Below are 13,556 nucleotides of genomic sequence, written 5' to 3' on the forward strand. Positions count from 1 at the left end.
GACCGCGATTAAAAAAGGCGAGCCATTGGCTCGCCTTTTTATTGGGCAGTGCAAAACGCTTACCGCTTACTCGTCCAAGAAGCTACGTAATGTCTCTGAACGGCTTGGGTGACGCAGCTTACGCAGTGCTTTCGCTTCAATCTGACGAATACGCTCACGCGTAACATCAAACTGCTTACCGACTTCTTCCAACGTGTGGTCGGTATTCATATCGATACCAAAGCGCATACGTAGCACTTTTGCCTCACGCGGTGTCAGACCGGCCAATACGTCATTGGTCGCCATTTTCAGGTTGTTAGACGTCGCTGAGTCCATCGGTAGCTCAAGGGTGGTATCTTCAATGAAATCGCCCAGATGTGAATCTTCATCATCACCGATAGGGGTTTCCATTGAGATTGGCTCTTTCGCAATCTTGAGGACTTTGCGGATTTTATCTTCCGGCATCATCATGCGCTCCGCCAACTCTTCAGGCAGTGGCTCACGGCCCATTTCCTGAAGCATTTGACGCGAGATGCGGTTAAGCTTGTTGATGGTCTCAATCATGTGCACCGGAATACGAATCGTCCGGGCTTGGTCTGCAATCGAGCGAGTAATCGCCTGACGGATCCACCAAGTCGCATAGGTTGAGAACTTATAACCACGGCGATATTCAAATTTATCCACCGCTTTCATCAAGCCAATGTTACCTTCTTGAATCAAATCCAAGAATTGTAAGCCACGGTTGGTGTATTTCTTAGCAATCGAAATAACCAGACGTAAGTTGGCTTCCACCATCTCTTTCTTCGCGCGGCGTGCTTTCGCTTCACCGATAGACATGCGACGGCTAATGTCTTTGATACGCTCAACAGACAGGCCCGTCTCTTCTTCGATGATTTTTAATTTCTGCACACAACGACGCAGATCTTCTTCGTAACGCGCCACACGCTCTGCATACGGCTTACCGGATGATAGCGCTTCATCAATCCATGCATCGGATGATTCGTTACCGGCAAACAATTGCACAAAGGTTTTCTTCGGCATTTTGGCCTGATCGACACACAGACGCATTACCAAGCGTTCTTGGGTACGCACTTTGTCCATGGTCTGGCGCATTTCGTTAACCAGACGATCAAACTGCTTAGGCACCAAGCGGAACTGCTTGAAGGTTTCCGACAGCTCTTCGATAGACGCTTTAGTGCGGTCATCGTAACGACCATACTGGTTGATTGCCGCTTCCATATTGGAATACGTACGACGGAGCTCGCTAAACTTCTCGCGTGCAAGCTCAGGATCGATACCGACATCTTCTTCGCTATCACTATCACCATCATCGTCGTCGTCATCAGCGTCGTCGTCATCTTCTTCTGCGAGCTCTTTCTCACTCAGCTCAGAGCCGATGTGGGTGGCGGTCGGGGCCATGTCATCTTGGGTTGGATCAATAAACCCAGAGATGATGTCAGTCAGGCGTAGCTCTTCCGCTTCCACCTTATCGAACTGGTCAAGCAGTGAGGCAATCGAGGCCGGGTATTCCGCCACCGAGCACTGTACTTGGTTAATGCCGTCTTCGATACGCTTGGCGATATCGATCTCACCCTCACGGGTTAGAAGCTCTACCGTTCCCATTTCACGCATATACATGCGCACAGGATCGGTGGTACGGCCAATTTCACTTTCCACACTGGACAGCGCTGCCGCTGCGGCTTCTACCGCGTCTTCGTCGGCCACGGTCTCAGACATCATCAATTCATCAGCATCGGGCGCGGCTTCTACCACTTGAATGCCCATGTCATTGATCATCTGAATGATGTCTTCTATCTGGTCGGAATCGACAATGTCTTCCGGGAGGTGGTCGTTAACTTCGGCATAGGTCAGATAGCCTTGTTCCTTGCCTTTTGCGACAAGCAACTTTAGCTGTGACTGCGGATTTTGATCCATAGACGATATCCAACTTCGGGTCTGAGTGAAGAATTTAGTATGCGGAAACGCAAACCGCCAATTTTAACAAATGTCGCCTTTGCTGGCTACTTTCTAAACGGACTGGCTCTGTATCAGTAGCATCAGTTCCCGCTTCTCTTCGACTGATAAGCCGACGGTATTTGACTTCGCTTGCAACTTGGCTATTTGTTGTTCGACACACTGGGCGAGTATTTTATCCAGTGAATCGCAAAAAAGTTCTGACGCATTATCATCGTCAATATGAAGATCCCAGCCGGCTAACCGCGCCAGCAAGGCTTCTTGTTTTGTCCCCCGCCAGTGCTCTAGCAACTGACCGGTAGTGATATTGGGGCGCGCTCGACAGATCTCAAGGATCGGATTGAGTAACGCCAAACCGGGCAAATCAATCGACTCCGCTGACGGCAACGGCGGTACTTCTTGGCCCAAGTACGGGTACTGGACCAGTAACGCAATCACCTCACGCATCGGCGTACGCTTAATCTCTGATTGCCCATGTACTTTAACGGGCTGTCCTTGGCGACGGATCAAGGTCTCTAGCTGATGGTCATCCATGATGCCCAATTTCTGCCCCAGTGTATTACGCAGGTAAAGGCGTAACGTATCTCCGGGCACTTTTTCAATCAAAGGCACCGCCAAGTTCGCCAGCTTGGCTTTGCCTTCTTGGCTGCTGGTGTCGACTTGCTTAAGCAAAGTGGTGAACATAAAGGTGGAGAGGGTTTGTGCCTCATTCAACCGCTGTTCAAACCCTTCTTTGCCCTCTTGGCGGATCATCGAATCCGGATCTTCACCGTCGGGCAAAAACATAAACTTGAGCTGTCTGCCATCAGTCATGTAAGGCAGTGCTTGCTCCATCGCCCGCCATGCTGCTTCTCGGCCGGCTCGATCGCCATCGTAGCAGCAAAGTATAGTACTACTTTGCCGAAACAGGGTTTGCATATGCTCCCCTGTAGTCGATGTCCCCAGCGAGGCCACAGCGTAATCGACGCCAAACTGTGCCAGTGCCACCACATCCATATAGCCTTCAACCACGAGGATACGCTCAGGGTGGCGATAACGTTGCATCACTTCATACAAGCCATACAACTCCCGACCTTTATGAAAGATCGGCGTTTCTGGCGAGTTCAGGTATTTCGGGGTGCCATCCCCTAACACCCGTCCACCAAAGCCAATCACACGGCCTCGGCGATCGCGGATAGGAAACATCACGCGACCACGAAAACGGTCATAACTGCGACCATTGTCGTTTTCAATCAACATGCCGGCGGTGACCAGCTGGCGTTGCTCCGCTTGGCTACGACCAAAACGTCGCTTAATGGTATCCCAATGATCAGGGACATACCCAATACCAAACTGTTTTACCACTTCACCGGATAAACCACGTTGTTTGAGATAATCCACCGCCACCTGTCCGGCTTCCGTTCGCAGCTCGCTGCTGTAGGTCCGTGCAATGGCTTCCATGGTTTCATAAATCTGACGTTTATCGTCCGTGGGAATGCTGGGGCGTGCTGTCCCGCCATTCGCTTGTTCACGGGGCACGTCTAAACCCAGTGTGTTCGCTAACTCTTCGATCGCATCGGGAAACTCCAATCGATCAAATTCCATCACAAAATCGATGGCATTACCGTGCACACCACATCCGAAGCAGTGGTAAAACTGCTTTTCTTGGCTAACGCTAAATGAAGGCGTTTTTTCGTTATGGAACGGACAACAGGCGCTGTAATTCTTGCCCTTTTTCTTGAGCTTGACCCGTGCGTCTATGATCTCAACAATGTCGAGACGTGAGAGCAAGTCGTCAATGAATGCGCGCGGGATTCTGCCTGCCATAACCTGAAATTTATAGGGAGAGAAGCAAACAAGCCGCGCCGTCCATTACGGAAAGCACGGCTTGTTGTAAGGTCTGGAAAAACTTAGCTTAAATTCGCTTTCACGAGTTGGCTAACTTTTCCCATATCAGCTCGGCCTTGGATTTGAGGTTTTAGTACCCCCATCACCTTGCCCATGTCTTGCATGGAGGCGGCGCCGGTTTTTTCAACGGCAGCTTTTACCAATGCATCGACCTCTGCTTCGCTCAGTGGTTGAGGAAGAAATTCTTCAATCACTGCAATTTCTGCGAGTTCTGCATCGGCAAGGTCATCACGACCGGCTGACTGGTATTGGGCTACGGAATCACGGCGCTGCTTTACGCTTTTTGTCAGCACCGCAAGAATGTCCTCGTCACTCAATGACTGACGGGTATCCACTTCTTGCTGTTTAATGGCTGACATCAGAAGGCGAATCGTACCAAGACGCGTCTTGTCTTTCGCTTTCATCGCCGCTTTTTGGGCATCTTTTAGACGTTCAAGCAATTCCATAGCACCTACCTAATCTGACTAAATTAGTACAGACGTACGCGACGTTGGTTTTCGCGTGCCAACTTCTTCAGGTGACGTTTTTGAGCAGCGGCTTTAGCGCGTTTGCGAACGGTAGTTGGCTTTTCGAAGTGCTCACGACGGCGAACTTCAGAAAGAATACCTGCTTTTTCACAAGAGCGCTTAAAGCGACGCAATGCTACGTCAAATGGTTCGTTTTCACGTACTTTAACTACTGGCATGTGCCTTTCACCTCAGGGGTTATCAGTTATCGCTGGCGAATTATTGGCCAGCCTTGATTAAAAATGGTGCGAAATTCTAATCCGAATAGGGGGGCATTGTAAAGCACATCTGGCGAATTACTTCCAAGCCATGTAAGATTGCGCGCACCGCCAGCCTGTGCTGGCAACGTCTTCTCGCTTCGGTCTTCACGCTCAGCGTGCTCATTTATCCTAAGCGTTCAATCTATCGGCTGTTTTCCTGAGGTTATGATGCGAATTTTAGGCATAGAGACATCGTGTGACGAAACTGGCGTGGCGATCTACGACGATCAACGCGGGCTTTTGTCACATAAACTTTACAGTCAGGTAAAGCTTCATGCCGATTATGGCGGGGTTGTCCCTGAGTTAGCCTCTCGCGATCATGTTAAAAAGACCTTGCCGTTAGTCAAAGCAGCGATGGCAGAGGCACAGCTGACACCCGCGGATATCGATGGCGTGGCCTATACCGCCGGTCCCGGATTAGTCGGTGCCTTGCTGGTCGGTGCCACCATCGGTCGCAGCCTGGCGTACGCATGGCAAGTGCCAGCGGTGGCAGTGCATCATATGGAAGGCCACTTACTTGCACCTATGTTAGAAGACACACCTCCTCCCTTTCCTTTTGTGGCGTTGCTCGTCTCCGGCGGACACACGCTGTTAGTCGAAGTAAAAGGCATTGGCGAATACCGCATTCTTGGTGAGTCGATTGATGACGCAGCCGGTGAAGCGTTTGATAAAACCGCGAAGTTGATGAATCTTGATTATCCCGGTGGCCCCTTACTGTCAAAACTGGCAGAAAACGGCACCCATGGTCGCTTCACCTTCCCGCGTCCGATGACCGATCGCCCCGGTCTCGATTTCAGCTTTTCCGGCTTGAAGACATTTGCCGCGAATACCATTGCTGCCAATGACAATGATCCGCAAACCCGTGCGGATATCGCGTATGCCTTCCAAGACGCAGTGGTGGATACGCTGGCAATCAAGTGTAAGCGAGCGTTAGAGCAATGTGGCATGAATCGATTAGTGGTTGCTGGCGGCGTTAGCGCGAATCGTCATTTACGCGACAAACTCGACACCCTCACGCGCAAACTGGGCGGTGATGTTTTCTATCCACGTCCCGAGTTCTGTACCGATAACGGCGCCATGATTGCCTATGCGGGGATGCAGCGACTCAAAAACGGGGAGCATATGGGACTGGGGGTGAAGGCACAGCCTCGCTGGCCGATTGATACCTTGCCACCCTTGACTAAATGATGCAAAAAAGCAGCCTTGGGCTGCTTTTTTTACGTCCGTTAACGTCGCCAGCGCCTGAGTACAATGGGCTTTTCCTCGCCATCGAGTAGGCGACGAATATTTTCATAGTGACGAAATAAAATCAGGCAAGAAAGCATCGCCACTGGCATCGTAAATTGCGGTTTAATCCACCAAGTGAAAAGCGGTGCCAAAATGGCGGTGACGATAGCACTTAATGACGAATAGCCAGTGATCACTAATACCACTCCCCAAGTCAGCACTAACAAGCCGGTGAGACTGAGTCCTATCGGGGCCATGGCGCCCAGCGCCGTCGCTACACCTTTGCCGCCTCGAAAATGAAAGAACACCGGATAGATGTGCCCAAGACAGGCGGCGATGCCAATCAAGCCAAGCAAAAACGGATTAATCCCGATAAGATAACTGAGCCAAACGGGGATCGTCCCTTTGAGCATGTCGCACACTAAGACCAATGCCGCGGCCGTACGGCCGCCAAGGCGATACACATTGGTCGCGCCCGGATTTCCAGACCCTTGTTCACGAGGATCCGGCAGACCATAGGCCCGGCACACCAGCACCGCACTGGAAACAGAGCCGAGCAAATAGGCAGCGATGATGATGGCAATGGCCAGTGCAGTCATGTGAAATTCCTAGAGTTTGTGCTGCATTCGTTGCTATAGTGCGCCCACGATCTTGATTAGACGCAACATGGATCGGAACGCATCGCGCATCCAAGTGTCAATCGATAAGCTCGATAATACGGGCTTTCTTACCACAGTGGTATCCGACCTGTCACGGAGTGTGAAAAAACATGGATTCCGTCTTTATAGAACAACTCGACGTTGTGACCACCATCGGTGTCTACGATTGGGAACAAACCATCCAACAAAAGTTGGTACTTGATATCGAAATGGCGCACGACAATCGTCCCGCCGCCCAAAGTGATGATGTCAGTTTAGCGCTGGATTATGCCAGTGTCAGTGAGGCTGTGATTGCACATGTTCAAGCCAGCCGCTGTGCACTCATCGAGCGGGTCGCCGAAGAGGTCGCCGCGCTAATCCAGTCACAATTTGGCGTCAGCTGGGTAAAAGTGCGTGTGGCCAAACCTGGCGCCGTCGCCCAAGCGCGTAATGTTGGCGTAGTGATAGAGCGAGGCACACGGTGACAAAAGCATTAGTCAGTATTGGCTCAAACATCGATCGCGACCTGCATATTCAAGCCGCGGTTAAGGCGTTACGAGCCTTAGACCCACACTGCCGTTTTTCGCGCATTTTTGAGGCCGAACCCGTCGGCTTTGAAGGGCCGAATTTCTATAACCTTATCGCTGAGCTCGACACGGCACTCGATCTGCAAACCTTTTGGCAAACCATACGCGATATCGAAAGTCGATATGGGCGACAGCGCGACGACGTTAAGTATCGCGATCGTACCTTGGACATCGATTTATTGACCTTTGGCGATCAGTGTCAGTCCAGCGGACCGGCCTTACCGCGCAACGATATTTATAAATTTGCATTCACCCTTTGGCCGCTCGCTGAACTGTGTCCCGATCAAGCAATCCCCGGGGATGGACGAACATTTGCGCAGCTTTGGCAGCAATTTGACCAAGCCCAGCCACTATGGCCTATCGAGACCCCTGCGTATTTGAAGGAATAATCATTACCATGAGCATGTTTGAAGCCTTTTTCCTTGCCCTTATTCAAGGCTTAACTGAGTTTTTGCCCATTTCCAGCTCCGCCCACCTCATTTTGCCATCGCAGATTTTTGGCTGGGCCGACCAAGGCTTAGCCTTCGATGTGGCCGTTCATGTCGGCACACTTGCCGCGGTGATTGGCTATTTCCGCCGTGAAGTTGTGTCACTGTTAAGTGCCTTTTTCGCGTCGTTCACAGGTAAACACAGCCGGGATAGTCAATTGGCTTGGATGATCGTATTGGCGACCATTCCCGCCTGCGTGGCTGGCCTGTTTCTTAAAGATTTAATTGAGCTTTACCTGCGTTCAGCGTGGGTGATTGCCGCTACCACCTTACTATTTGGCGCACTGCTTTGGTGGGCTGACCGCCATGCGCGTCAACAATGCGATGAGTACCAAACCACCCGATCGCGTGCGCTGTTTATCGGGATCGCTCAAGCACTTGCTTTGATCCCAGGCACCTCACGTTCGGGCGCCACCATTACCGCTGCGTTGATGCTAGGCTACACTCGAGAAGCTGCCGCACGATTCTCGTTTTTGATGTCGATTCCGATCATCACCCTCGCCGGATCATATCTGGGCTTACAGCTGGCCACCAGCCCAGTGCCGGTTGAGTTTGCCCCCATTGGGGTTGGCGTTTTGGTCTCGTTTGTCAGCGCCTATGCGTGTATTCATGCGTTTTTAAAGCTGGTCACCCGTGTAGGCATGTTACCGTTCGTGATTTACCGCCTGATTTTAGGTGTGGGTCTCATTGCGCTATTGATGAGCCAATAAAACTCGCTAATCCAATGCCATCCGAGGGCAGACCACATTGGCTGCCTTCAGGTGGTACATCTCCACCTCAGGATGGCTAAAAAAGCCCACTTCCCACGGATTTTTCGCCACAAAACGCTCTCGTATCTCATCAAACATCATCGACGGTTTAGGTACGGTATAAACCTCGCCGCGAATAATGCTGTAGTTCCATTCAATCGCCTGTTCAAAGGTAAAAGTTGCACGGCTATCAATCGCAAAGTAACAGCGGTTGTCGCGTTTTAGCAGTAACGATTTGAAAGTACTGGGAAAGGTGATAAAGAAAATGTCATCCTCGACCGACGATAAAAACGCCATCACCGTCGTATGTGGCTGACTCGGCGCATAAGTCAAAAGCACACCGATTTTATTATCATACTCACTGTCATCCATCGCCGGGACTTGCGATAAAGGTGTGGTGGGTAACGCCACGGTCCGACGCGTATCTAACGGATAAGCATAATCAGAGGCTTGATAAGACTTCACCACGCCCATCCCATAGGCCACCTGATATTCGAGCGCATCAATCATGACCTCAAAGGCGGATGTGGCAATCACCTTACCCTTAAACGACAAACGATACACCTTAAGGTCGGCGTCATAATCACTCACCCCGGTGCGGTTATCGAGATGTAACGTGACCCATTGACCGTCTTTCAATTGATGCCCTTTGGGAAAGATCGTGCGCAACCGGGTATCACTGAGCGGCTCCACGCCGCAAATCGACACCGCCATACTGCCCATCTTCTCTGGGGTGGAATACGTGCCTAGCACGCCCAATACACGCGCTCCAATCAGATCACGCAACGGCCTTGTGTTCATGCCTCGCTCCCTCGCTGCTCGACTAACAGCTATTAGCATGGCAGTAAACTAAAAAGGGCGCCAATCGGCGCCCTAAGGGAAGAAGTGATGGGTATTATTCGCCAGCCACTTTCATTGCATCAATAATGATTGAGCCGGTTTGAATTTGGCTGCGCGTCTCAATATCTGTGCCGATAGCAACAATATTGGCGAACATCTGGTTTAAATTCCCCGCGATGGTAATGCCGCTGACTGGATATTGGATTTCACCGTTTTCCACCCAAAAACCCGCAGCGCCGCGCGAATAATCGCCAGTGACCGGATTCACCCCCTGCCCCATTAACTCAGTCACCAACAGACCGGTGCCCAAGGTTTTCAGCATGGCATCAGCATCTTGGCCGGTGTGACTGACATACCAGTTATGGATACCGCCAGCGTGGCCAGTGGGCTCCATATCGAGCTTGCGAGCCGCGTAGCTGGTCGCTAGATAGGTTTTTAATACCCCTTGTTCCACGATGCGTCTGTCTTGGGTCTTGACCCCTTCGCTATCAAACGGCGAGCTGGCCGACCCTTTAAGTACGTGGGGTAACTCATTGATCGTGAGCCAGTTAGGGAAGATTTGTTCATCCTTTTTATCCAGTAAAAAGGATGATTTGCGATATAACGCAGAGCCACTGATCGCCATCACCAGATGACCAAACAGGCCGGTCGCCACACTGGCATCAAACATCACGGGGACTTCACACGTAGCCAGGCTACGTGGGTCTAAGCGCGCTACCGCGTGTTTTGCCGCTTCGATACCGACTGAGGTTGGGGTCCATAAATCGGCTTTATCGCGCGCAACCGTGTAGCTCATATCGCGCTCCATGCCATTGGCACTCTCCGCGATCACCGAGCAGCTTAGCGCCTGACGGCTGGAGGCATAACTGCCTAGCATGCCGTGGCTATTGCCATACACACGGACTCCGTAATGGCTGTCGTAACTGGCTCCATCACTGAATTTGATCCGCGAGTCATAACCTAACGCAGCTTGTTCCGCCTCAATGGCTAATGCGGCTGCAGCATCGGGCTCTGGCTCGTCAGGGTAAAACAGATCAAGATCGGGATACTCAAAGGCCATTAAGTGTTTTGGTGCTGGGCCACCAAAGGGATCCGGTGAGGTATAGCTGGCAATTTCCAACGCGGCTTCGACCGTTTTGGCAATCGCACGCTCGGACAGATCTGTCGTGGATGCGCTACCTTTGCGCTGATCGCAGTAGACAGTCACTCCCAAGGCACCATCGCGATTAAACTCTACGTTCTCCACTTCACCCATGCGTGACGTGACGCTGATCCCTGTGCTTTTGGTGATCGCTACCTCTGCGGCATCACTGCGTTGCGCGGCCATGTCCAACGCACGGCTGACGGCTTGGCGTAGGTGTTGCTCTTGCTCCGCGACCTGCTGTTTTACACTCATAGTTGACCTTTCTGATTAAAATTCGAATTTGGAATACGGGGCCACGCGAGCCGGTGACAAAAAAGCCCGCGTTTGTGCGCGTTTCTTGTTAACATAAGTGTCATTGCACATTCTCATTGAGGTTGAACATGGGCCGTAAAAATAAACCTGCTCCTTGGGAGGAAGAGGAAGAAATCATCTGGGTGAGTAAATCCGAGATGAAGCGCGATATGCTCGCCCTGCAAGAGCTTGGCGAAGCGCTGGTTAAGCTCAAGCCTGCCGTGTTGGAAAAGTTTCCACTCGACGACGACTTATACACCGCCATTGTTGACGCACAACGCTTAAAAAACGAAGCACGTCGTCGCCAATTGCAATATGTCGGCAAGCTCATGCGCTCTCGCGACCCTGAGCCGATTCAAGCGGCGCTGGATAAGCTACAAAACAAGCACGCGCAACAGAGTGCTGAGCTGCATAAGCTCGAAAAGCTGCGCGACCGTGTTGTCGATGAAGGCGACGACGCTATCAACGATGTGATGTTGCAGTATCCAGAGGCCGACCGCCAACGCTTACGCCAGCTTGCCCGTCAGGCTAAAAAAGAGCGACAACAAAACAAGCCGCCCAAGGCCTATCGCGAGATCTTCCAATACATTAAAGGCTTTTACGACCAAAGCCTGTAAAACCTCACGCCAGTGTTCTCCACTGGCGTGTTTGTTTATGACTCCGTGCCACCCACTGTCATGGCATCAAGTTTCAGCGTTGGCTGACCCACGCCAACCGGCACACTTTGCCCTGCCTTACCGCAGACGCCGACGCCTCGGTCAATCGCGAGATCATTACCCACCATCGACACTTGTTGCATCGCCTCAATACCACTGCCAATCAAAGTGGCCCCTTTCACAGGCGTGGTAACTTTTCCGTTCTCAATTAAATAGGCTTCAGAGGTCGAGAACACAAATTTACCCGAGGTAATATCCACTTGTCCGCCACCGAAGTTCGGCGCATACAAACCGTGCTCAACACTAGCAATAATATCACTCGGCGTACTGTCGCCACCCAGCATGTAGGTATTGGTCATACGAGGCATGGGTAAATGCGCGTAAGATTCGCGACGGCCGTTTCCGGTCGGTGCCACTCCCATCAAGCTCGCGTTGTGCTTATCTTGCATATAGCCTTTAAGCACCCCATTTTCGATCAGGACGTTATATTGGCCCGGCACGCCTTCATCATCGATATTGAGCGAGCCGCGACGGTCCGCCATCGTGCCATCATCAACAATGGTGCAAAGCGGTGAGGTCACTTGCTCACCGAGGCTGCCGGTGAAGACAGACGATTCTTTACGGTTGAAATCGCCCTCCAAGCCATGCCCGACCGCTTCATGCAATAGTACGCCCGGCCAACCCGCGCCTAACACCACAGGCATGGTGCCAGCAGGGGCGCCTTCTGCACGCAAGTTCACCAGCGCTAAACGAATCGCTTCATCAGCAAACTGTAGCGCCGTGCTTTTTCCGTCTTGCTCTTGCAAGAACACCTCGTAACCATAACGGCCACCGCCGCCGGCACTTCCCCGCTCACGGCGTCCATCCTGCTCAACGAGCACAGACACAGATAAACGGACTAGAGGGCGAATATCCGCGGCATAGGTTCCATCCGTGGCGGCAATCAATACTTGCTCGTACAAGCCATTAATACTGGCACTGACTTCTTTCACTCGCGGCTCTTTAGCACGAATGTAGCTGTCGATTTCTTTCAGCAATGCGATTTTTTGCTCGCGGGTTAGGCTACCGAGCGGATCAAGCGGGCCATAGTATTGACCACCTCGAACCGTGCGAAAGGCACTGACTTGACCCTGCCCACTTTTGGGTGCAATCCCGCGTGCGGCGGTCGCACTTTGCATCAAGGCATCAGCGTTAAGTTGGTCCGAGTAGGCAAACCCGGTTTTCTCACCCGTGATAGCGCGTACACCTACACCTCGATCGATATTGAACGAGCCGTCTTTGATGATGCTATCTTCCAAGACGAGCGACTCGTGCCACGTTGATTGGAAAAAAACGTCGCCGTAGTCAATTTGACGACCACTCAGGTGAGCCAGTGTCTCTTGGAGATGCGACTCACTGATCCCCGCAGGGCGCAATAAGGTTTCTTCGACCTGTTCCAGACTCATTCGCTTACTCTTGGTTGAGGCTATTTATGCTAGCCAAAGATAAAAAGATGATGCGCCGAGGGTGCGCTATTTCAATTGGGTTTGCAACCGAGCGTGGTCGAGCACCGGCATTTTACGGCGAATGGATTCACCGATGCTCAGATCAAGCTCCGCCCACGTCACACCGGGGTCGTCCCCTAGTGACGCGACCACTTGCCCCCAAGGGTCGATAATCATCGAATGCCCCCACGTTTGACGGCCTTTACTGTGCTCGCCACACTGCCCGGCAGCAATCACCCAGCATTGGGTTTCAATCGCGCGGGCGCGCAGCAATGCCTCCCAGTGCGCCTGTCCCGTGACGCGCGTGAACGCCGCCGGCACAGTTAAAATATCGGCGCCTTGCGCGCGCAACGCATGATAGAGCGGCGCAAAACGCAGGTCATAACAGATACTTAACCCCAAGCAACCAAATGGCGTGTCCACGGTGGCAAGTTGATCACCAGCTTGAAAGTAGTCCGACTCCCGATAACGTCCATGGGCATCCGCCACTTCCACATCAAACATATGGAGCTTATCGTAGCTACCTCGCAAATGTCCGGCATTGTCGAACACCAAGCTTGCGCTACTCAAACGGCCATTGTCGTTTTGGATCGGAAAGGCCCCCACCACCAGCCAGATATCGAACTGGTGCGCCATTTCTGCCAGTTGGCGCTGGATAGGGCCATGTCCTAACGGCTCGGCATGCCGTTGGTAATCTTGTTTGTCACCAAATACCAAGGCATTTTCTGGCGTCAGTGCCAGTTTGACGCCTTGTTGATGCAACCGCTGCAAACTGGTTTGCAGTACGTCCATGTTCTGCACCGGATCGGCGCCCGAATTCATCTGGATGATGCCGACTTTCATCAT

General features: G+C 52.0%; 13 protein-coding genes and 1 pseudogene. 5 read left to right on the top strand and 9 right to left on the bottom strand.

The features are described 5' to 3' along the window. Nucleotides 1-66: 66 nt before the first annotated feature. From rpoD to rpsU, 4 genes and pseudogenes are all read right to left on the bottom strand, one after another. Nucleotides 67-1,926 (bottom strand): annotated as a pseudogene (gene rpoD, locus BGK46_RS07545) (RNA polymerase sigma factor RpoD); the annotation flags it as partial. Between the two features lie 81 nt (nucleotides 1,927-2,007). Beyond that, nucleotides 2,008-3,759: a DNA primase gene (dnaG, locus tag BGK46_RS07550; RefSeq protein WP_069588138.1), complete on the bottom strand. Its 1,752-nt coding sequence runs from the start codon at nucleotides 3,757-3,759 to the stop codon at nucleotides 2,008-2,010. An 83-nt stretch (nucleotides 3,760-3,842) separates the two neighbouring features. Next, complete coding sequence (locus BGK46_RS07555; RefSeq protein WP_069588140.1) at nucleotides 3,843-4,286, bottom strand: GatB/YqeY domain-containing protein; 444 nt, start codon at nucleotides 4,284-4,286, stop codon at nucleotides 3,843-3,845. A 23-nt stretch (nucleotides 4,287-4,309) separates the two neighbouring features. Next, a complete protein-coding gene (gene rpsU / locus BGK46_RS07560; RefSeq protein WP_069588141.1) occupies nucleotides 4,310-4,525 on the bottom strand; it encodes a 30S ribosomal protein S21 in 216 nt (71 codons plus the stop codon). A 249-nt stretch (nucleotides 4,526-4,774) separates the two neighbouring features. Here rpsU and tsaD point away from each other — a divergent pair, with 249 nt between their 5' ends. Beyond that, entirely contained in the window at nucleotides 4,775-5,794 is a 1,020-nt protein-coding gene (tsaD, locus tag BGK46_RS07565) for a tRNA (adenosine(37)-N6)-threonylcarbamoyltransferase complex transferase subunit TsaD (RefSeq protein ID WP_069588143.1), read from the top strand. A gap of 38 nt (nucleotides 5,795-5,832) precedes the next feature. On the opposite strand, the gene plsY is transcribed toward tsaD, so the two are convergent. After that, entirely contained in the window at nucleotides 5,833-6,432 is a 600-nt protein-coding gene (gene plsY, locus BGK46_RS07570) for a glycerol-3-phosphate 1-O-acyltransferase PlsY (protein ID WP_069588145.1), read from the bottom strand. A gap of 170 nt (nucleotides 6,433-6,602) precedes the next feature. Between plsY and folB the strand changes: the two genes are divergently transcribed. Genes folB through BGK46_RS07585 form a run of 3 tightly spaced genes read left to right on the top strand, consistent with a single transcriptional unit; the run spans nucleotide 6,603 to nucleotide 8,256 of the window. After that, nucleotides 6,603-6,956, top strand: coding sequence for a dihydroneopterin aldolase (folB, locus tag BGK46_RS07575; RefSeq protein ID WP_069588147.1), 354 nt, complete (start codon nucleotides 6,603-6,605; stop codon nucleotides 6,954-6,956). Beyond that, complete coding sequence (gene folK, locus BGK46_RS07580) at nucleotides 6,953-7,447, top strand: 2-amino-4-hydroxy-6-hydroxymethyldihydropteridine diphosphokinase (RefSeq protein ID WP_069588149.1); 495 nt, start codon at nucleotides 6,953-6,955, stop codon at nucleotides 7,445-7,447. The genes folB and folK overlap by 4 nt, the downstream gene beginning before the upstream one ends. Before the next feature lie 8 nt (nucleotides 7,448-7,455). After that, a complete protein-coding gene (locus BGK46_RS07585) occupies nucleotides 7,456-8,256 on the top strand; it encodes an undecaprenyl-diphosphate phosphatase (protein ID WP_069588150.1) in 801 nt (266 codons plus the stop codon). Between the two features lie 6 nt (nucleotides 8,257-8,262). Here BGK46_RS07585 and BGK46_RS07590 read toward each other — a convergent pair whose 3' ends face one another. After that, nucleotides 8,263-9,096 carry a hypothetical protein gene (locus tag BGK46_RS07590; RefSeq protein WP_069588152.1) on the bottom strand — a complete coding sequence of 278 codons (834 nt, stop codon included), beginning with the start codon at nucleotides 9,094-9,096 and terminating at the stop codon, nucleotides 8,263-8,265. A gap of 94 nt (nucleotides 9,097-9,190) precedes the next feature. Continuing rightward, entirely contained in the window at nucleotides 9,191-10,531 is a 1,341-nt protein-coding gene (gene pmbA / locus BGK46_RS07595) for a metalloprotease PmbA (RefSeq protein WP_069588153.1), read from the bottom strand. Nucleotides 10,532-10,659: 128 nt separating this feature from the next. Here pmbA and yjgA point away from each other — a divergent pair, with 128 nt between their 5' ends. Beyond that, nucleotides 10,660-11,187, top strand: a complete 528-nt coding sequence (gene yjgA, locus BGK46_RS07600) for a ribosome biogenesis factor YjgA (protein WP_069588156.1) — start codon at nucleotides 10,660-10,662, stop codon at nucleotides 11,185-11,187. A gap of 35 nt (nucleotides 11,188-11,222) precedes the next feature. On the opposite strand, the gene tldD is transcribed toward yjgA, so the two are convergent. Then, entirely contained in the window at nucleotides 11,223-12,671 is a 1,449-nt protein-coding gene (tldD, locus tag BGK46_RS07605; RefSeq protein WP_069588160.1) for a metalloprotease TldD, read from the bottom strand. Nucleotides 12,672-12,737: 66 nt separating this feature from the next. Continuing rightward, complete coding sequence (locus BGK46_RS07610; protein ID WP_069588162.1) at nucleotides 12,738-13,556, bottom strand: carbon-nitrogen hydrolase family protein; 819 nt, start codon at nucleotides 13,554-13,556, stop codon at nucleotides 12,738-12,740.

This window comes from Salinivibrio sp. SS2 (assembly GCF_001722075.1).
GTDB classification, from domain to species: Bacteria; Pseudomonadota; Gammaproteobacteria; order Enterobacterales; family Vibrionaceae; genus Salinivibrio; species Salinivibrio proteolyticus.